General features: G+C 52.0%; 17 protein-coding genes and 2 pseudogenes. 7 read left to right on the forward strand and 12 right to left on the reverse strand.

The window, feature by feature from the left end:
* Positions 1-512 precede the first annotated feature (512 nt).
* Together ACH0VJ_RS15565 and ACH0VJ_RS15570 are read right to left on the reverse strand one after the other, a co-directional pair.
* Positions 513-758, reverse strand: coding sequence for a hypothetical protein (locus ACH0VJ_RS15565; protein ID WP_001537327.1), 246 nt, complete (start codon positions 756-758; stop codon positions 513-515).
* Between the two features lie 199 nt (positions 759-957).
* Positions 958-1332 (reverse strand): annotated as a pseudogene (locus ACH0VJ_RS15570) (ATP-binding protein); the annotation flags it as partial.
* 3 nt (positions 1333-1335) lie between these two features.
* Between ACH0VJ_RS15570 and ACH0VJ_RS15575 the strand changes: the two are divergent.
* A pseudogene (locus ACH0VJ_RS15575) lies at positions 1336-1575 on the forward strand (efflux RND transporter permease subunit); the annotation flags it as partial.
* A gap of 50 nt (positions 1576-1625) precedes the next feature.
* Here the strand turns inward: ACH0VJ_RS15575 and rclR are convergent.
* On the reverse strand, positions 1626-2480 hold the full coding sequence (rclR, locus tag ACH0VJ_RS15580; protein ID WP_000339622.1) for a reactive chlorine-specific transcriptional regulator RclR: 855 nt from the start codon (positions 2478-2480) through the stop codon (positions 1626-1628).
* A 215-nt stretch (positions 2481-2695) separates the two neighbouring features.
* Between rclR and rclA the strand changes: the two genes are divergently transcribed.
* The 3 genes from rclA to rclC all read left to right on the forward strand — a co-directional run bounded on the left by rclA (position 2696) and on the right by rclC (position 4987).
* Positions 2696-4021, forward strand: coding sequence for a reactive chlorine resistance oxidoreductase RclA (gene rclA, locus ACH0VJ_RS15585; protein WP_000195930.1), 1326 nt, complete (start codon positions 2696-2698; stop codon positions 4019-4021).
* Positions 4022-4177: 156 nt separating this feature from the next.
* A complete protein-coding gene (rclB, locus tag ACH0VJ_RS15590; protein ID WP_000913122.1) occupies positions 4178-4414 on the forward strand; it encodes a reactive chlorine resistance periplasmic protein RclB in 237 nt (78 codons plus the stop codon).
* 12 nt (positions 4415-4426) lie between these two features.
* Positions 4427-4987, forward strand: coding sequence for a reactive chlorine resistance membrane protein RclC (gene rclC / locus ACH0VJ_RS15595; protein ID WP_000362180.1), 561 nt, complete (start codon positions 4427-4429; stop codon positions 4985-4987).
* Positions 4988-5065: 78 nt separating this feature from the next.
* Here the strand turns inward: rclC and ACH0VJ_RS15600 are convergent, their stop codons facing one another.
* Positions 5066-6241 (reverse strand): DnaJ family molecular chaperone, encoded by a 1176-nt coding sequence (locus tag ACH0VJ_RS15600; protein ID WP_001033455.1) that lies wholly within the window; start codon positions 6239-6241, stop codon positions 5066-5068.
* Positions 6242-6566: 325 nt separating this feature from the next.
* Here ACH0VJ_RS15600 and pheP point away from each other — a divergent pair, with 325 nt between their 5' ends.
* Positions 6567-7961 (forward strand): phenylalanine transporter, encoded by a 1395-nt coding sequence (pheP, locus tag ACH0VJ_RS15605; protein WP_000786288.1) that lies wholly within the window; start codon positions 6567-6569, stop codon positions 7959-7961.
* A 41-nt stretch (positions 7962-8002) separates the two neighbouring features.
* Here the strand turns inward: pheP and ACH0VJ_RS15610 are convergent, their stop codons facing one another.
* Positions 8003-9250, reverse strand: coding sequence for a mechanosensitive ion channel family protein (locus tag ACH0VJ_RS15610; RefSeq protein ID WP_001156973.1), 1248 nt, complete (start codon positions 9248-9250; stop codon positions 8003-8005).
* A gap of 310 nt (positions 9251-9560) precedes the next feature.
* On the opposite strand from ACH0VJ_RS15610, the gene ACH0VJ_RS15615 reads away from it, so the two are divergent.
* The gene (locus tag ACH0VJ_RS15615) at positions 9561-11531 is read left to right on the forward strand and encodes an autotransporter domain-containing esterase (protein ID WP_000192427.1); all 1971 of its coding nucleotides are present in this window, start codon (positions 9561-9563) and stop codon (positions 11529-11531) included.
* A 265-nt stretch (positions 11532-11796) separates the two neighbouring features.
* Here ACH0VJ_RS15615 and nfsB read toward each other — a convergent pair whose 3' ends face one another.
* The 3 genes from nfsB to ACH0VJ_RS15630 all read right to left on the reverse strand — a co-directional run bounded on the left by nfsB (position 11797) and on the right by ACH0VJ_RS15630 (position 13496).
* Positions 11797-12450 carry an oxygen-insensitive NAD(P)H nitroreductase gene (nfsB, locus tag ACH0VJ_RS15620; protein ID WP_050948046.1) on the reverse strand — a complete coding sequence of 218 codons (654 nt, stop codon included), beginning with the start codon at positions 12448-12450 and terminating at the stop codon, positions 11797-11799.
* Positions 12451-12546: 96 nt separating this feature from the next.
* Positions 12547-12915 carry an MmcQ/YjbR family DNA-binding protein gene (locus ACH0VJ_RS15625; protein ID WP_000348989.1) on the reverse strand — a complete coding sequence of 123 codons (369 nt, stop codon included), beginning with the start codon at positions 12913-12915 and terminating at the stop codon, positions 12547-12549.
* Positions 12915-13496 (reverse strand): TetR/AcrR family transcriptional regulator, encoded by a 582-nt coding sequence (locus ACH0VJ_RS15630; RefSeq protein ID WP_000113609.1) that lies wholly within the window; start codon positions 13494-13496, stop codon positions 12915-12917. The genes ACH0VJ_RS15625 and ACH0VJ_RS15630 overlap by 1 nt, the downstream gene beginning before the upstream one ends.
* A gap of 288 nt (positions 13497-13784) precedes the next feature.
* On the opposite strand from ACH0VJ_RS15630, the gene ACH0VJ_RS15635 reads away from it, so the two are divergent.
* A complete protein-coding gene (locus ACH0VJ_RS15635) occupies positions 13785-14126 on the forward strand; it encodes a RamA family antibiotic efflux transcriptional regulator (protein ID WP_000155633.1) in 342 nt (113 codons plus the stop codon).
* Positions 14127-14131: 5 nt separating this feature from the next.
* Here ACH0VJ_RS15635 and ACH0VJ_RS15640 read toward each other — a convergent pair whose 3' ends face one another.
* From ACH0VJ_RS15640 to ACH0VJ_RS15655, 4 genes are all read right to left on the reverse strand, one after another.
* Positions 14132-14380, reverse strand: coding sequence for a DUF1158 family protein (locus ACH0VJ_RS15640; RefSeq protein ID WP_000682497.1), 249 nt, complete (start codon positions 14378-14380; stop codon positions 14132-14134).
* A gap of 66 nt (positions 14381-14446) precedes the next feature.
* The gene (locus ACH0VJ_RS15645; RefSeq protein ID WP_001196910.1) at positions 14447-15565 is read right to left on the reverse strand and encodes a YbdK family carboxylate-amine ligase; all 1119 of its coding nucleotides are present in this window, start codon (positions 15563-15565) and stop codon (positions 14447-14449) included.
* Between the two features lie 11 nt (positions 15566-15576).
* On the reverse strand, positions 15577-16281 hold the full coding sequence (entD, locus tag ACH0VJ_RS15650; protein ID WP_023196645.1) for an enterobactin synthase subunit EntD: 705 nt from the start codon (positions 16279-16281) through the stop codon (positions 15577-15579).
* A gap of 45 nt (positions 16282-16326) precedes the next feature.
* Positions 16327-18582 (reverse strand): TonB-dependent siderophore receptor, encoded by a 2256-nt coding sequence (locus ACH0VJ_RS15655; protein WP_079833539.1) that lies wholly within the window; start codon positions 18580-18582, stop codon positions 16327-16329.
* Positions 18583-18737: the final 155 nt, after the last annotated feature.

The following is an 18737-nucleotide window of genomic DNA, read 5'->3' on the forward strand; positions in this document are numbered from 1 at the left end:
AGCGTGTTAAGAACACCGATCGATGTGTACTTAGCGAATAACTTCAACATTATGAAAATCAGCGGATTCGGAAAGGTCTGGAGTGTAGCACTACAAATTGATTTGATCGATAAAGACGATCAATAATGTGATATTTGATAGTTTAAACTTATTGTTATATTATTAATTGATCGTTGTTACCGATCAATTGAGGCTACTGATTGCTGAGTGGGTTGGGACAAAAACGGTACACACAAAGCTTTGCATCGGCTTGCAAAGCTTTGCATGTTTTTCGAAGATGGGGCGAGTGAGCGCCGTGGTAATGGGATAACTTGTTGTTAGCTCAGGTAGTTCCAGGAACATCTAAGCCGTGTGTTGTTAGCTCAGGTAGTTCCAGGAACATCTAAGCCGTGGGTCGCAGGTTCGAATCCTGCAGGGCGCGCCATTTAACCTCTCAAAATTATGTTAATCCGTAAGCTTCTGCGGGGGCGACGTTGTGCCATCCGCAGTACGTGACGCTAATATGCAAATAACTAATTGTGTTTAATCTGTTTATGGTGCTCCTCAGCCTGGATCTCATGGGCGAAAGAATGGGCATTATTCATCGATTGATGGATGACCATTGCTTTTTCATAGTCGTCCATTTCAGAAAAGGGTGTCGCATTTTCCACAGGAGTCGGGGCGCTGGGTTTCTGTGTCTGAGCCATTTGCTGATGCGCGAAGGCGTCACCGTTATTCATCATTTCATGCGCCGTGGCGGATAATTGGTGGGATTCCATTTTCTCTGCGGTGTGTACGCCAGCTGAAATAAAAAAACGACAGCTAAAAGGGATGTAAACTTATTCATCTTATTTCTCCGGTGTGGGTTAAGAAGAGAAATAATAAAACAGTCATTGGGTCTGGCGCGTGACGGGATAATGACGATGATGTCAGATTATTTTGCTGTCTAGTGATAGCGCCTTTCACTATCGCTACAGTTCAACGGAGGTGTTTGGGTAATGTCAAAATAAAACGAGTAGCGCGCGTATCGGAGGTGACAGAAACTTTTCCCTGATGCGCAATGACGATGGATTTTACAATTGCCAGGCCTATACCGCTGCCTTCCCCTTTACGCTGGCGGGAGGGATCAATGCGATAAAAACAATCGAAAAGGCGCGGCAAATGTTCCGGCGCGATTGGCGTACCGGGGTTTTCAACAATAATATGTATCTGGTTGTCCGCTTCTTTTATCCGAAGAGTAATGGTTTTACCTGGCGGCGTATAGCGCATCGCATTAGAGAGCAAATTACTGATCGCTCTGCGCAGCATGATGGGATCGCCGGTGATTCAGCAGGCGCGGCCTTCAAAGCGCAAGCTCCCAACACCTTTTCGGCAGAAACACTCAATGAGGCGCTCTACCACGGGGCGGTGCTCCGGGTGCGGCCAAAAGCCATGACGGTAGCGGTGATTATCGCCGGTCTGCTACCTGTTTTATGGGGGACCGGCGCGGGTTCTGAGGTGATGAGCCGTATTACCGCGCCGTTGCTGTCGCTGTTCATCATTCCGGCAGTCTACAAGCTGATGTGGCTGCGCAGGCATCGTCGCCTTGCGGCATAACGTGTGCACCCCGCCTGCGGCGTCAAACTGCAGGCGGGTTCAGCACACGTTTATCGTCCGAGCGCGCTGACCCGTTTGCGGTACTCGCCTGGTGTACAACCGAATTCACGGACAAACGCTTTGTGAAAAGAAGATTCGCTCGCATAACCTACCGACTCGGCAATCACCATCACCGGCAGCGCTTCACGCGACAGGGTCTGGGCGGCGATTTGCAGACGCAGCGTTGTTAACACGGCTAAGGGCGTTGTAGCGGACACGTCGCGAAATAGCTGGGCGAAACTCGCCCGCGACATGTGTACCCGTTGCGCCAGCGTTTCGACCGTCCAGGGATGCGCCGGTGTTTCCAGCATGTGAAGGATCACGCGGCCCAGCCGGGGATGCAGCAATAAATTGAGCACGCTTTTCGCCGTGCCAGCCTGCGATAGCCAGTCGCGAACGGCGAGGGTAAACAGCGTGGCGCACTGCTGACTGTATAAGACATCAGCGCCGGGTAAATGGTGTTCTGACTCCTGCTGTAACAGCAAAATGGCGGCGTTAAGCCAGATACTGGCGGGGCTATGCGGCGGCGGGGCAAGACATAACACTTCCGGCAACGCGGTAAGGAAATAACGTGACGTCGTGTGCAGACGTAGACTACCGCACACGATATGTGTCGGTGCTTCGCCAGACTGGCGCAAACGGTGGGCGGAGTTTTGCGGCAGAATCACCACCTTTCCCGGCGTAAGCGTCATGGCGTCGCCGGTAGGCATTTCCAGTTGCGCTTCGCCCTGCGTAACGGTATGCCAGCGAATCACCGATAGCTCGCCAGCGGCGTGCGGCAACTGCCAGTCGCCGCCTAACGGGCAATTCTTGTCGATTGAGCCCTGAGGGGCGTTAAGCGTCAATAGCCGACTAAGCGCATCCATATAGACTCCAGAACAGATTCTTTTTCAAAAATAGGGATAACCATTTCTGTCTCTGATCACTATATTTCGGACTCAATGTCATTTCTACTCTTGTTTTTGCTAACCACCAATTTAGACGATAAGACAAAAAATGGCGCGTTGCGGATAACCCTGTCTTTTTTGACGTTATTTATACTTGTCCTGACAAACAGATGGTGATTTGGCGGAGAAAGAAGATGACACAGTATCAGGCGCTCATTATTGGTTTTGGCAAGGCAGGAAAAACGTTGGCGGCAACTCTGGCGAAGACGGGATGGCGCGTGGCGATTATCGAACAGTCCGCCAGTATGTTCGGCGGAACCTGCATCAACATTGGCTGTATTCCAACGAAAACGCTGGTGCATGATGCGGAACGTGAGGGCGATTTTTCTGTCGCCATGCAACGTAAAGCGGCGGTCGTAAATTTTTTACGCGACAAAAATTTTCATAATCTTGCCGACCTGGACAATGTCGATGTGATTGAGGGAAGGGCGGAGTTTATTGATAACCATACCTTACGGGTATTTCAGGCGGACGGCGAGCGGGTGTTACGGGGAGAAAAGATCTTTATTAATACTGGCGCAGAGTCGGTGATCCCGGCTATTACGGGCTTAACAACGACGGCAGGGGTGTTCGATAGCACCGGGCTACTCAGCCTGAGCCAGCGTCCGGCGCGGCTGGGGATTTTAGGCGGTGGTTATATTGGCCTTGAATTTGCCTCAATGTTCGCCAACTTTGGTACGAAGGTCACTATCTTTGAAGCAGCGCCGCAATTCCTGCCTCGTGAAGATCGGGATATCGCGCAGGCAATTACCCGTATTTTACAGGAAAAGGGCGTCGAGCTGATTTTAAACGCCAACGTACAGGCCGTATCCTCAAAGGAGGGCGCGGTACAAGTAGAAACGCCGGAAGGCGCGCATCTTGTGGATGCCCTGCTGGTGGCGTCGGGGCGAAAACCGGCGACGGCTGGCTTACAGTTGCAGAACGCCGGCGTGGCGGTGAACGAACGCGGCGGGATTATCGTGGATGATTACCTGCGTACCACGGCGGACAATATCTGGGCGATGGGCGACGTTACCGGTGGGTTGCAGTTTACCTATATTTCACTGGATGATTTTCGTATTGTACGCGACGGGTTATTGGGAGATGGCAAACGCAGTACCCGCGATCGCCAGAACGTTCCATACTCCGTCTTTATGACGCCGTCGCTCTCTCGTGTCGGGCTGACAGAAGAACAAGCGCGGGCAAGCGGCGCAACGGTGCAGGTGGTGACATTACCGGTGGCGGCGATCCCTCGCGCCCGTGTTATGAACGATACCCGTGGCGTACTAAAAGCGGTAGTGGACGTGAATACGCAGCGTATTGTAGGGGTGTCATTGTTATGCGTTGATTCTCATGAAATGATTAATATCGTTAAAACCGTTATGGATGCAGATTTACCTTATACGGTGTTACGCGACCAGATATTTACCCATCCTACAATGAGTGAGTCTTTAAACGATCTCTTCTCTCTCATTAAGTAAAACATAAATAACGTAGCCCTGTTAATCAGGGCTTTTTTTTGCCTGTCAGGCTATAAAAATACGCCAGAACAAATATGCTGGCGTCTGAAAGAAAAGGCTTTAGTCAGGCATAACGTATTATAACACCATTGAAATAACCCACGACTGGAAATCTCGATGTTAAAAATTACCACACTTATTGCTTCATTATTGGCTGCGCCGCTGGCATTTTCCGCCTCCGCCCAGCCGCTAACTGACGTTGAATATATCAGCGTTTCTGCGGTGTCAGCAACGCCGTCAATGCTTGAAGACGCTATTGCCAGACTGGCGCAAAGTAAACAGGCGTCGTCATGGAAAATTACGTCAATGCGTATTGATAATACGGGTTACGCCACTGCGATATTATATAAATAAGGAGAGCCTGAGATGGATAAATATCTTCGTCTGTTAAGTCAGGGGGATCGGCTGGGATTAACATTAATTCGCCTGAGTATCGCCATCGTTTTTATCTGGATTGGACTACTAAAATTTGTGCCCTATGAGGCAGACAGTATTACCCCGTTTGTGGCGAACAGCCCGTTTATGTCTTTTTTCTATGAACATCCGGAAGAATATCGTCAGCATCTGACTCATGAGGGCGAACTAAAACCGGAGGAACGCGCCTGGCAAACCGCCAATAATACGTATGCGTTTTCGGATGGTCTGGGCGTGGTGGAATTGATTATCGCGGCGCTGGTACTGGCTAACCCTGTCAGCCGTTGGTTAGGGCTGGCGGGCGGCGTGCTGGCATTCCTGACGCCATTTGTCACGCTGTCGTTTTTAATCACCACGCCGGAGGTCTGGGTTATGCCGCTGGGCGATGCGCATTATGGTTTTCCGTATTTATCGGGCGCCGGGCGGCTGGTATTAAAAGATACGTTAATGCTGGCAGGTGCGGTGATGATCATGGCGGACTCCGCCCGTTCGTTACTTTTACAGCGACAGTAGCGACCCTCTTACCCTCTTTATGCCGCGATTCGTCGGGTGGCGCTTGCGCCATCCGACAATGTGTTGATGAATGATGGACTACCCTGACAGAAGTTCCTGTTCCACCTGTTGAACCTGCGCCTCCAGCGTATTGCGAATTTCGGTTAGCGCCCGTTCCTGCTCGGAGAAATAGGCTTCCTTATCCGCAACGGAAGAGGCGAGCCGCCAGGCATTTTCCGTTTCCAGTTGCGTTATCTCTTTCAACAGCGCGTCGATTTGCGTGCGGAGCTGGAGTATTTTATGGCGCAGATGTTCCAGGTTATTGAGCCTGTCGCTTGCCATCATCGGTTCCAGACCGCTTTGCAACTGTGTCAGTAACGCGCGAATTGCCGCCAGATCGGCATTCTGCCGCGCCTGATTAAGCTGTACCATCATCTGGTGCGCTTTTTCTTTTAATTCATCGGCGACCACATCCGGGTGACACAGGCGGCTGGCCTGACGCCACAAACGTTTTAATTCACTGCGTTCGTCTGCCGACAAACGTTGATCGCGGGCGTAGCGGAATTGCGCTTCCTGCTGCTGCTCCCGATACTGGTGATAGTCCTGTTCCGCATTTTCCTGCGCCTGGCGGAATGCGCTGTCGTCCTGATGGGAAAAATCCGCTTCCAGCTCGCGAATTTCCGCCAGCAACGCGGTGATTAACTCCGTCTGCTGCTGGATTCGCTGACGGATGCCCACCGCTTCGCGCGAGGCGGCATTCAATCCTGTCCACTGCTGTTTTAGCGTTGCCAGTTGATCCACGGCCTGGGAAATAAATTGCAGGCAGGATTGATAATCCTTTTCCCGGCGTTTTATTTCGGCTTCTTGCTTACGCTGCATACTCACCGCGAGCTGTTTACGCAACTCCAGAATACGGCTCATCAACGGCCCGAGACGCAGATGATAGAGGTCGTTGAAATCGTCGAGGATTTGTACCCGCGCATTTCGTTTGTCAATCAGATCGCGAAGTTGGGCTTCAAGCGCTTTCAGCTCCAGTTTACTGGCGGCAATAGAGGGATCTTGCCACGTCGAGAGCGCCCGTTGAGCCTGTAGCCAGGCGGCGATCTCTTGCATGGCGTCACTGAATCGACGAGCTTCAATCGCCTGGGCAATCGCGCTGATTACGGCATCCTGCGGCTCATTTTTCAGGTAGATGAGCTGCTGACGGATAATCTCTTCGTCCTCAAGTTCGATGGCGCTTTTGATGATCTCTAAACGTTTGATGATCTTATTCATGACGTTGATGCCTGGCGTGGCTCAAAAACGGATAACAGATACCAGGTCTGATTCACCTTTTTGAAAATACTGAAAAAATACTAAATGTATTCTGTAGGGTGTCGTACTTTTCGTCCAGAGTTATTCACATATTTTATACTCGGCGTCTGTCACCCGTAACGTTCTATATCGGCGCGCACTCTTTTCTTTTTACTCCCCGCGACATCTTTTTTTACACGATAACGTTAACGTCCGGAGTTGAGCCTTGACAAACGATTGCGCCTTGCGGCAGCGAGAGCGAAATGTTAAAAGGTGCCCCTCAATAAAAACGATACAGGGGTAGGACGTGAAAAACGCGTCAACTGCATCCGGCGCCAGCGTGTCGGATGCCGCGTCGAAGAATGAACCGACGCTTCAGCGGGGGTTGCAAAACCGCCATATTCAGCTAATTGCGCTGGGCGGCGCCATTGGCACCGGACTGTTTCTGGGCATCGGCCCGGCGATTCAAATGGCGGGGCCGGCTGTTTTGTTGGGCTATGGCGTTGCCGGGATTATCGCTTTTCTCATTATGCGCCAGTTGGGTGAAATGGTCGTGGAAGAGCCGGTTTCCGGATCGTTTGCCCACTTCGCCTGGAAATATTGGGGGCCGTTTGCGGGCTTTTTGTCGGGCTGGAACTATTGGGTCATGTTTGTGCTGGTCGGGATGGCGGAGCTGACCGCGGCGGGCATCTATATGCAGTACTGGCTGCCTGACGTACCAACATGGGTATGGGCGGCGGCGTTTTTTATTATCATTAATGCCGTGAATCTGGTGAACGTTCGTCTGTATGGCGAAACGGAATTCTGGTTCGCGCTGATTAAAGTGCTGGCGATTATCGGCATGATAGGTTTTGGTCTGTGGCTGCTGTTCTCCGGCCACGGCGGCGAACATGCCAGCATTGATAACCTCTGGCGTTATAACGGTTTCTTCGCTACCGGTTGGCATGGTTTGCTTCTGTCGCTGGCGGTGATTATGTTTTCTTTTGGCGGACTGGAGCTGATCGGCATTACTGCGGCGGAAGCGCGCGATCCGCAAAAAAGCATCCCGAAAGCGGTGAATCAGGTGGTATACCGTATTTTGCTGTTCTACATCGGTTCGCTGGTGGTGTTGCTGGCGCTCTATCCATGGGTAGAGGTGAAATCCAATAGCAGCCCTTTTGTGATGATCTTCCATAACCTGGACAGTAATGTGGTGGCTTCGGCGCTGAATTTCGTTATCCTGGTCGCGTCGCTTTCGGTGTATAACAGCGGCGTTTATTCGAATAGCCGAATGCTGTTCGGCCTGTCCGTACAAGGCAACGCGCCGAAATTTTTAACCCGCGTAAGCCATCGCGGCGTACCGGTGAACTCGCTGATACTTTCCGGAGCGATTACCTCGCTGGTGGTGCTGATCAACTATCTGTTGCCGCAAAAAGCGTTTAGCCTGTTGATGGCGCTGGTTGTCGCGACGCTATTGCTAAACTGGATAATGATCTGTCTCGCGCATTTACGTTTTCGCGCGGCGATGCGTCGTAAAGGGCGCGAGACGCAATTTAAGGCGCTGTTCTATCCCGCCGGAAACTATTTGTGCATTGCGTTTCTGGCGCTGATTCTGGTGTTAATGTGTACGATGGACGATATGCGATTGTCGGCGATTTTGCTGCCGGTATGGATTGTATTTCTGTTTATCGCGTTTACAGTTTTACGCCGTAAGGCTCATTAACTTTTTTGCCCGATCCCATGCTCATGCGATCGGGCAATCCATTAATGCCGCAATGTCCCTGACAGCGCGCGAATATCGCTGCCGGTCGGCGTCTGATGAATACGCAAGCCAAACTCTTCCACCACGGCAAAAATATGGTCGAAAATATCGGCCTGAATGCTCTCATATTCCAGCCACACGACGGTATTGGTAAAGGCGTAGATCTCTATCGGCAAACCATGATCGTCAGGCGCCAGTTGGCGTACCATCAGCGTCATGTCTTTACGGATACGCGGATGGTGGCGTAAATATTCGTTCAGATAGGCGCGAAATGTCCCGATATTGGTCATTCGGCGGTGATTTAAGGCTGATTCCGGCGCATCCAGTTGTTTATTCCATTCATCGATTTCCTGATGACGGCTGGTAAGGTACGGCTTTAACAGTTGCGCGGTTAACAGCCGCTGTTTTTCATCATCATCCAGAAAATGGATACTGGTCGCGTCAATATTAATGCTGCGTTTAATCCGGCGTCCGCCGGACGCAGACATGCCGCTCCAGTTTTTGAATGAGTCGGAAACCAGCGACCAGGTGGGAATGGTGGTGATGGTATTATCCCAGTTGCGTACTTTTACCGTGGTTAAGCCAATATCAATGACCGCGCCATCTGCGCCATATTTCGGCATTTCCAGCCAGTCGCCTAGTTTGAGCATATCGTTGGCGGAAAGCTGGATACCGGCAACCAGGCCAAGAATCGGGTCTTTAAAGACCAGCATTAATACCGCGGCCATCGCGCCCAGCCCGCTGATTAAAATTGCTGGTGACTGGCCAATCAGCAGTGAGATCATCAGAATGCCGACGATAATTGCGCCGATGAGCTTAATACCCTGAAATATTCCTTTTAGCGGTAACTGAGAGGCGGCGGGCCATTTTTGCGATAGATTGAAAATCACGTCCAGCAAGGAAAATAACGACAGCAGGGCGTAGGTCATAATCCATAACTGCGCGCAGGTCGTCAGGATATCCGCTGCCTCACTGCCTTTTTGTAGCCAGAGCGCGGCCTGAATATTGACAATGATGCCTTGCAGCGTAAAAGCCAGACGATGGAATAATTTATTCTGGGTAATAATTTGCAGCCACAGGCGGGAACTGGCGATGGCGCGTTTTTCGAAAGCGCGCAGTACTATCCAGTGCAAAATAATATGCACGACAACTGCTGTCAGAAAAATAATACCAAATATCACCACCAGCGACGTGGTGTGATTCATTTCAATTCCCGCTAAATCTTCTACCCGGGATATCAATTCCTGCATAATCTCTCCTTTATAAACAGCAGCCTATGATGACTGCTGAATGGCATTTATGCAAATCAGGACGCCTGCGCTTCAGGCATAATCAGCAACAGACGGGTAAAAGCGCCTCTGGGGTTATCCATACGCTATATTTTATCCAGCGCCCTGTAAACGTCGTTATTTTACGCGGTTCCCTCTTTTTGAACAGGCGCCAGTCCGTCAACAATGAATGAAAACTTTTTAACCAGAATGTTTAAAACGATTGCAATATCTCTGTCGGATAATGATTAGCACCGTCGTACCTATCAACAATAACATTAAGGAACATCGGATGACCCAAAAGCGTACCCTGCTAAAATACGGCATACTCTCGCTGGCGCTGGCCGCGCCATTATCTGCCTGTGCGTTTGACTCTCTTACGGTGATTGGCGATAGCCTTAGCGATACCGGAAATAACGGTCGCTGGACCTGGGATAGTGGTCAAAATAAGCTCTACGACGAACAGTTGGCCGAACGATATGGGCTGGCATTAAGCCCTTCCAGCAATGGCGGTTCTAATTATGCCGCCGGCGGCGCGACGGCGACCCCGGAATTAAACCCGCAGGATAATACCGCCGATCAGGTACGGCAGTGGCTTGCCAAAACGGGGGGAAAAGCCGACCACAACGGTTTGTATATTCACTGGGTCGGCGGAAACGATCTGGCGGCGGCCATCGCGCAACCAACCATGGCACAGCAAATAGCCGGTAATAGCGCCACTAGCGCGGCGGCGCAGGTAGGGCTGTTACTGGATGCCGGCGCCGGGCTGGTCGTGGTGCCAAACGTACCGGATATTAGTGCGACGCCAATGCTTCTGGAGGCGGTAATCACCGCCGGGCTGGGCGCAGCGGCGCCCCCGGCGCTAAAAGCGGCGTTAGAGGCGCTGGCGGAGGGCGCTACGCCCGATTTCGCCAGTCGGCAACAGGCGATCCGCAAGGCGTTGCTGGCGGCGGCTGCAACGGTAAGCAGCAATCCGTTTATTCAGCAACTGCTCGTTGAACAACTGCTGGCGGGCTATGAAAAGGCGGCAGGGCAGGCGTCAGCTCTGACCGATTATTATAATCAGATGGAAGAGAAGGGGCTGGAGCAACACGGCGGCAATATAGCCCGTGCCGATATCAACGGCCTCTTTAAGGAAATTCTTGCCAACCCGCAGGCGTTTGGTCTGACAAATACCGTAGGTATGGCCTGCCCGCCGGGCGTATCCGCTTCGGCGTGCTCCTCGGCAATGCCAGGATTTAATGCGTCGCAGGACTATCTGTTTGCCGATCATTTACATCCCGGTCCGCAGGTCCATACCATTATTGCGCAATATATTCAGTCGATCATTGCCGCGCCGGTACAGGCGACATACCTGAACCAAAGCATTCAGTCGATGGCGCAAGGCAGTCGTACCACGCTTGACAGCCGTTATCAGCAGCTTCGCCAGGGGGAAAACCCTGTCGGTTCGCTGGGCATGTTCGGCGGATACAGCGGGGGATATCAACGTTATGATAATAATGAGGCCGACGGGAACGGTAATCATAATAATCTGACGGTTGGCGTCGATTATCAGCTTAACGAGCAGGTTCTGCTGGGAGGGCTGATAGCCGGTTCTCTGGATAAGCAACATCCTGACGATAATTATCGTTATGATGCCCGCGGTTTTCAGGCCGCCGTATTCAGCCATTTACGCGCCGGTCAGGCGTGGCTGGATAGCGATTTACACTTTCTGTCCGCTAAATTCAGTAACATTCAGCGCAGTATAACGCTCGGTGCGCTAAGACGGGTGGAAGAGGGCGAAACCAACGGTCGGCTGTGGGGCGCGAGGTTAACCAGCGGTTATGATTTTGTCATGGTGCCGTGGTTAACGACCGGACCGATGCTGCAATATGCATGGGATTACAGCCACGTTAATGGTTATAGCGAGAAGCTCAATACCAGTACATCAATGCGTTTTGGTGACCAAAACGCCCATTCGCAGGTGGGTAGCGCGGGTTGGCGTCTGGATCTTCGCCACAGCATCATTCACTCCTGGGCGCAGATTAATTATCGCCGTCAGTTTGGCGATGATACGTATGTGGCGAACGGCGGCCTTAAATCGACCGCTCTGACGTTTAGCCGCGACGGAAAAACGCAGGATAAAAACTGGGTTGATATCTCGATTGGCGCAGATTTTCCGCTGTCGGCAACGGTGTCCGCTTTCGCCGGGCTGTCGCAAACGGCAGGGTTAAGCGATGGCAATCAAACCCGTTATAACGTTGGGTTTAGCGCCCGATTTTGATGACACGCCAGGGAGGGCCAACTCCGTGGTGACAATATCGCCATCGTAGGCGCAAACCGGTGTCACGCCGTTTTCTCCTTCATCCAGATAGGGGTATCCAGATATGGCAAACGGCGTGCCAGTTTTAAATATTATTTATTTTCAATAGGTTGAGAGAGGGAGTTAACACTAGCGATGTAAAACCTGGCACTTCGCGCTATTAATCATTGGGGAACCTGGCAGAAAGGTGAAAAAAGCCGGACGGGCGTCCGGCTTAGGCAGGGGATTAAACTTCCGTCAGTGTGGTTTCAAGCGGCAGACGTGATTTCGGCAGCCCGGCGTTGAAATCCTCGACGCTATGATGGCCGACCGGCACCACGACCAGACTGGTATAGCCTTTTTCTTTCAGACCAAATTCAGCGTCGAGCACCTCGGCGTCGAAACCTTCAATGGGGACGGCGTCGAGACCCATCGCGGCGACGCCCAGCAGAAAGTTGCCGACGTTCAGATAAACCTGCTTCGCCATCCACTGGTGGTCATCTTTCAGCGAGACGCGGTGCATATCGGCGAAAAAGCGGCGACCTTTATCATTTGCCGCTTTAGCTTCCGGCGTAGCGAAACGGCCATCAGCATCTTCCTGATCGACGACGCGCTCAAGCCATGCGTCATCCATTGCGGTTTTGGCGCAGAAGACCACCACATGGGAGGCGTCCAGCATTTTGCGTTCGTTGAACGTGTAGTTTCCGGCAGCGGATTTTGCTACGCGCGCTTTGCCTTCTTCCGTACTGGCGACAATAAAGTGCCACGGCTGGGAATTGGTGCTGGAGGGGCTGTACTGTAGTAGTGTTTTTATTTTATCCGCTTCTTCGGCGGTCAGTTTTTTGCTGGGATCGAACGCCTTAGTGGAGTAGTGCTGTAAGGCGACAGAAACGATATCCATAAATGCTCCTGGTTGGTTTAGTACCCTTTTGTATCAGCAGGGTACCGGGTTATCGGTAAAAAGATAAGGGAGGAAAATGCGAAAACGGTTATTGCATCAGCGCGGTCGCAGGCGCAGTTGCTCTCTTTTAGGCAGCCCGTCTACGACCAGATTCCATGAGTCATTTATCAAATCGTTGAGTAGCGAGACGGTGATATCCTCGCCCGCATAGACTGAAATCCAGTGTTTCTTATTCATGTGATAGCCTGGCGCAATGCTGGGGTAAATTTGTTGATTTACCAGGGATTTTTGGGGATCCGACTTCAGGTTCACCACTGGACGGCAGTGATGTTCAGTGAACAGCATGAATATTTTGCCGCCGACTTTAAACACATCGTACTGTGGGCCGAAAGGCCAGCAGTGTTCGGTAAAAGGCAGTTCCAGCGCAAAGCGTTTTGCACAGGCGTGCAGTGTTTGACCGTCCATTATTGCTCCTCGCGAGTCAGCGCGCGCCACATGGCTTCGAATCCCAGCGCAATATATTCGCCAGCGCGAGCGGGATCGCGCGCGGCGAAATCCATTGTTGTTTCAGCCAGCGCCAGAAAAAGGCCGTCGCCGAAGGCGCGGTACTCATCCGACATAAATACCATCAAAACGGAACGATGACATAAATCGCGCAATTCGGGGAACATATCGTCGGCCCGTTGTTCCGTCTCTTTGGTGAGCTTTTCGCTGACGGCCAGTTGACGGATCGCCCGATGGCGCGCGGGATGGTTCAGACCCCAACTGATGTAACTGTTCCAGATAAAACGGGTCATCATTTTGGCATCGGTAATGGATCGATCCAGCTCCATTATCATTGACTGGCAGAGATCCTGCTTTAAATGCAAATACAACGTGTTAATCAGCTCATCTTTGGTCGCGAAATAGCGAAACAATGTTCCTTCTGCAACACCTGCGTTACGCGCAATCACCGCCGTTGAGGCGGCGATACCGGATTGCGCTATCGCCTGGGTTGCCGCTTCCAGTAATGCTTGTTTTTTGTCTTCACTCTTCGGACGAGCCACTACACGTTACCCTTATGTCTGGAAAAACATGATTGAATCATGCCCGTTGTCGCGTCGCAACGGTGAATGTCAACCTTTGAAAAGTACCTTGACGGCGTATCTTTGCTTTCTATAATGAGTGCTTACTCACTCATAATCAAGGGCTGCCGCATGAAGTGGTAGAAAAGCATATTGCAGGCTATGCGATAAGCCGTCTCACAATTTATGTGGTTATTACTATGCTTATTGCTGTTGCCGTAAATGTGCGGTGCGGGAGCCGCTGACGAGTTTGATAGAGGGGAGAGCACGATGACCATTTCCGCTCAGGTTATCGACACGATTGTCGAGTGGATTGATGATAATTTGAATCAGCCGTTACGTATTGATGATATTGCCCGTCATGCGGGGTATTCCAAGTGGCACCTGCAGCGCCTTTTTATGCAGTACAAAGGGGAGAGTCTGGGGCGCTACGTGCGTGAACGGAAGCTAAAACTGGCGGCGCGCGACCTGCGCGACACCGACCAGAAGGTGTATGATATTTGTCTCAAGTATGGTTTTGATTCGCAGCAAACCTTTACGCGCATTTTTACCCGCACGTTCAACCTGCCGCCAGGCGCTTATCGTAAAGAAAAGCATGGCCGTACGCATTGAAATGTTTAATCGGCCAGCGAAAACCAGCGCCGCCAGATAAAGCGAATAACATAATATTCCAGCGCGCCGAGCAAAAGAAACCATAAACAAAACAACAAAGTATAAAGCTGGTTGAGATCCATAAGATGAAAGATCCCGACCAGTTTTTGCGCCAGCGCAAGGCCGAGCGACGGGGCGGGCAGCAGCAGGCTGGAGAGCAACGCCATCAGCAAAATACCGGCAGCGGTCATCAATGATTCAAGCGGGTGTTTCATGGCTTTGTTAAACGTAAGTTAAAACGCCATTGTCCGGGATATCGCCTGGTAAGGCAAATATGCTGTCTATTGTCCCGCCCAGATTTCACAATGTTTTTGTACCAGGCCTATCAGCGATCCGCCGTCGGCAATAAACTCCCGCATATATTGCGCTTCGTTACCACCTTTTTTCACCTGCAGACGTAGCGCGTCAATGGCGCTGTCGGCGCCCAGCTTGCGCGCAGAGGGGGTAACGTTGTCCAGCAGACGCAGCGTATCATCTGCCAGGCGACGGCGGTCGCCGGTATAGACATCGGTTAGCACGCCCTCCAGACCATAGCGGCAAGCCTGAAAACGGTTGAATTTATATAACAGATAGTCTTGTTCCTGCGGTTTAAAGGGACGCTCGGTCAGCAGCCAGTGCGCGGTCGCCTGAATCAACCCTGCCATATTGATGGCATGATCAAGGGTGAGCGGCGTATCCATCACCCGAACTTCTACCGTGCCAAAGGCCGGGCTGGGGCGGATATCCCAGTGCAAATCTTTGATGCTGTCGATCATCGTGGTGTAAGACAGACGGCGAAATAGTCCGGCAAACTCTTGCCAGTTACTGACCCACGGCATGGGACCGTTATCGGGAAAAGCGGAAAAAATATTCAGGCGCGCGCAGGCAAAACGGGTGTCAGATCCTTGCATATAGGGAGACGCGGCGGAGAGCGCAATAAAGTGCGGCACAAAATGCGACAGCCCGTGTAAAAGATAAATCGCATCGTCGCCATTCGCGCAGCCGACATGGACATGCTGGCCGAAAACCGTCGCCTGTTGAATTAAGTAGCCGAAATTTTCCAGCGTGCGTTGATAGCGCTCATTATCACAGACCTCCTGACGCTGCCATTTTTGAAAAGGGTGCGTACCGCCGCCGCAAATGCCGAGATGGTGTTCCGACGCCGCCTGTAAAATAACGTGCTGCATGGCAGAAAGTTGGGCCGCCGCCTGGTCAATATCGCGGCAGACGCCCGTGGCCATCTCCAGCATACTTTCGGTGATATCGTGCTTAATTTCTCCCGCAGTAAGTTGGGGCTTAACGGCGTCGATCAGCGTAGAAGAGTCCTGACTTAAATCGTAGCCAGGTGGATTGATCACCTGCATCTCCAGCTCAATACCAAGCGTATAAGGTTCAGAAACGTGAAAATCATTCAGCGCCATAGCGATCTCATTTATCGGGGTATTGCGCTAAGTATAGAAGCGGGAGCGCTCCTGTCGTGGGGAAAGCGCGTTATTGCAGAAACAAGAGTAATAACGCTATTGCCACGTTGAAACCATTCTGTACGGACGGTACGTTCAGCCATCGTGGCGGCAAAGGCTGGCAGCAGATGTAACGAGATGTGCGTGGCGGTAAGCGAGGTAACTTTTGCGCTATCGAATCCCGGGAGCGTGACGCGGTCTGAAAAGGCTTTATAAACGCTCTCTTTGGCGGAGAAGGCCAGCGTCAGGGCAAGCGGAAAAGGGAGCGAGCTCGCCTGGAGAATTTGGCGCTCATCGCTATCAATAATGGACGGCGCCAGCTCTGTCGCCGTGTGCTGACTCATGATTTTTTCTATATCAATGCCAATACGCTGTCGGGATATGACGGCCAGCGCCGTTGTCGCACAGTGGCTGATGCTGCCAAATAGGCCGTCCGGCCATAGCGGCTGTCGCTTGTCGCCAATACCGGGCACTGTCCTGACGCCCACCTCGCGTAGCGCATGAACGGCGGCGATGCGGCCTGCCAGATGTTCAGCTTTACGCTTGCGTCCGACAGACCGGAGCCGATCGTGATGAGGCAGCCATAATAGGTCGTGTTCGTGAAAGCTGCTCGCATCAAAGTCGACGATATGCAGCCTGTGTCCGGCAAAGGGAAGGGGAAAATGAGATGTCAGCATCATTTTTGCCAATTCCCTCCCCGAATGAGGGAGGGAAGGTTGCCATCAGAAATGGGTATTAATGCTCATATACCACGTACGTCCCGGTTCGTTATAGGTGTACGCGCCAGCGCCCGCCATATAAGCGCCAGTTTGAGTATCCCTGACGGTTTGCGCGTTACCTTCACGCCACAGACGTTTGTCAAAGAGGTTATCCACGCCACCGGTCAGGCTGACATTTTTGGTCACGTCCCAGGTCGCGCTCAGGCCAACAATACTGTATGGGCTGACCGCTTGCTTATCTGTTCCGGTAACGGGGTTACCCTGATAATCATATTTCTTCGGCTCTTGTTTGCCGTACCAGGTGAAGGTCGATTGCAGAGAAACGTCCTGACGTACCTGCCAGCTCAGGGTTGAGTTAAGCGTGTACTGTGGAATAATCGACAGGCGTTCGCCGGTCTCTTTGTTTTTACTCTGCAGCATATACGTAACGTTATTCGTCCAGTTGACGGTGTCGCTAACCGGTACGTTTAACGTGCCTTCCAGACCTTCAACGACCGCTTTCGGCGCGTTCTCCCACTGATAAACATCCGTTTTGCCGTTGTTGATACGCTGCAACGGCACCGTACCCGCTTCAATCTTATTGCGGTAATCATTGCGGAACCAGGTGATGCCGGCCAGCCAGCCATCGCGTTTAAATTCCAGACCGATCTCTTTATTGATGCTGGTTTCGGCTTTCAGATCATCGTTACCCATCATATAGCAGCCGATGCCGGTACCCGCGCCAGTCGCGTAGCAACCCTGACCTTTACTGTACAAAATATAGTTTGGGTTAGTCTGGTACAGACTCGGGGCTTTATAAGCGCGGGCGATCCCCATTTTCAGAGTAAAGTCATCCCCCAGACCTTGCGACAGGTTCAGCGACGGGCTCCAGTTATCCCCCACAATACTGTGATGATCGAAACGTAGCCCCGGCGTCAGCATGGTGCTGTCGGTCAGTTCCATGTTGTTTTCAGCAAACAGAGAGAAAATTTCCGCTTTTGAATAGGGGCTACGATTGGTACTGCTGTAACCCGGGATATTTCCCCCCATAAAGGTTTGCGAGTTGGAGAGCTCGTCTTTCATACGCTGTTGGGCCCATTCGGTACCCAGCGTCAGGTTTTGATTTACCAGCAGATCGAAAGGAAGGCTCACTTCGCTGTGTAGGGTGACGTCATTCAAATCGGCATCGGCATATTTTTGCGATGCTTTGGGATCGAAAATTCCTTCGGTGCCGCCTGCCAGGCCTTCCGGCATCCGGGAGTTACGGGTATGTTCGTATTGCACCCAGTTACTGGTGGTTACGCCATTATCCCAGCCGCCGTTCCAGGTCAGAGAGTAGTTCTGCCGATAGAGGCGGTTCGTCTCTTTTCCGTAATTATCTTTCACCAGCTGGTTCGTATTGGTGTTCTGAGTATCGCCGGCATAGAGGTTGCCCTGGCGACTGTAACCGGCCTCCAGTTCCAGAGACTGAAGCGGAGCAAAATCCCAACGAACCACGCCGTTGATATCTTTGTTAATGACCCCCTCGCGTCCTGCCGGTAGCGTGTCGGCGTAACTCCCGGTACGTTCAGACTGATGCCCCTGGTTAATATTACGCGCATCAGCCTGCGTTTTGTCGAGGTTGCCATACAGACGGAAGCTGAAATCCCCGCCCAGCGGGCCGTTCAGGCTAAAGTTAGTACGTTTGGTCGCGCCTTCGTCTTTATGTTCCGGCGCGTTGAAATAGGTATTCCAGGAGCCGTGCCACTCGCTACCGCCTTTTTTGGTAATGATATTGACCACGCCACCCGCCGCGCCGTTACCGTAGCGTGCGGCGGCAGGGCCACGCAGCACTTCAATGCGTTCGATCATCTCCGGCGGCACCCACGCGGTATCGCCGCGGGTATCGCGTTCGCCGCGCCAGCCCAGGCGCACCGAGTTACGGCTGGTAACGGGTTTACCGTCTATCAGGATGAGGGTGTTTTCCGGCCCCATGCCGCGAATATCGATTTGGCGGTTATTCCCGCGCTGACCGCTGGTGGAGTTGCCGGTCAGGTTCACGCCCGGCATGGTGCGGATGATTTCTGACACGTCGCGCGCGGGCGGATTTTTGCGGATCTCATCGGCGGTGATGGTGGATACGCCTGGCGCCTGTAGGTTTTGCTGGGCAGCAGTCACCACGATGGTGTCTTCATTGGTGAGCGCAGCGCTATCGGTTTTGTCTTCCGCCATCACGGGCAGAGCGGCCCCGTAAATCCCTAAATTGACCAGTAAGGTCAGGGAATGAATCTTCTTGTTCATTGTATATCCTGCTTTTCTTTAGCCACATAAGCCAAAGCGCCCGTCAAAGGCATTGGCCGGGTGGTGAAATTGTGTTCGCGCGTCCCATAGCGCGACAATACGCTATTGCAAATGCAAATAGTTATCAATAATATTATCAATATATTTCACCTTTT

This window comes from Salmonella sp. 2020_1459 (genome assembly GCF_043847915.1).
Lineage (GTDB): Bacteria > Pseudomonadota > Gammaproteobacteria > Enterobacterales > Enterobacteriaceae > Salmonella > Salmonella enterica.

Bases quoted from the DNA above. Each gene is read 5' to 3' on its own strand.
- ACH0VJ_RS15610 (WP_001156973.1), bottom strand. From the start codon at position 9,250: ATGCAGGAATTGATATCCCGGGTAGAAGATTTAGCGGGAATTGAAATG.
- ACH0VJ_RS15640 (WP_000682497.1), bottom strand. From the start codon at position 14,380: ATGAAACACCCGCTTGAATCATTGATGACCGCTGCCGGTATTTTGCTG.
- ACH0VJ_RS15615 (WP_000192427.1), top strand. From the start codon at position 9,561: ATGACCCAAAAGCGTACCCTGCTAAAATACGGCATACTCTCGCTGGCG.
- rclR (WP_000339622.1), bottom strand. From the start codon at position 2,480: ATGGATGCGCTTAGTCGGCTATTGACGCTTAACGCCCCTCAGGGCTCA.
- ACH0VJ_RS15565 (WP_001537327.1), bottom strand. From the start codon at position 758: ATGGAATCCCACCAATTATCCGCCACGGCGCATGAAATGATGAATAAC.
- ACH0VJ_RS15625 (WP_000348989.1), bottom strand. From the start codon at position 12,915: ATGGACGGTCAAACACTGCACGCCTGTGCAAAACGCTTTGCGCTGGAA.
- rclB (WP_000913122.1), top strand. From the start codon at position 4,178: ATGTTAAAAATTACCACACTTATTGCTTCATTATTGGCTGCGCCGCTG.
- ACH0VJ_RS15600 (WP_001033455.1), bottom strand. From the start codon at position 6,241: ATGAATAAGATCATCAAACGTTTAGAGATCATCAAAAGCGCCATCGAA.
- rclC (WP_000362180.1), top strand. From the start codon at position 4,427: ATGGATAAATATCTTCGTCTGTTAAGTCAGGGGGATCGGCTGGGATTA.
- ACH0VJ_RS15655 (WP_079833539.1), bottom strand. From the start codon at position 18,582: ATGAACAAGAAGATTCATTCCCTGACCTTACTGGTCAATTTAGGGATT.
- ACH0VJ_RS15635 (WP_000155633.1), top strand. From the start codon at position 13,785: ATGACCATTTCCGCTCAGGTTATCGACACGATTGTCGAGTGGATTGAT.
- entD (WP_023196645.1), bottom strand. From the start codon at position 16,281: ATGCTGACATCTCATTTTCCCCTTCCCTTTGCCGGACACAGGCTGCAT.
- nfsB (WP_050948046.1), bottom strand. From the start codon at position 12,450: ATGGATATCGTTTCTGTCGCCTTACAGCACTACTCCACTAAGGCGTTC.
- ACH0VJ_RS15645 (WP_001196910.1), bottom strand. From the start codon at position 15,565: ATGGCGCTGAATGATTTTCACGTTTCTGAACCTTATACGCTTGGTATT.
- rclA (WP_000195930.1), top strand. From the start codon at position 2,696: ATGACACAGTATCAGGCGCTCATTATTGGTTTTGGCAAGGCAGGAAAA.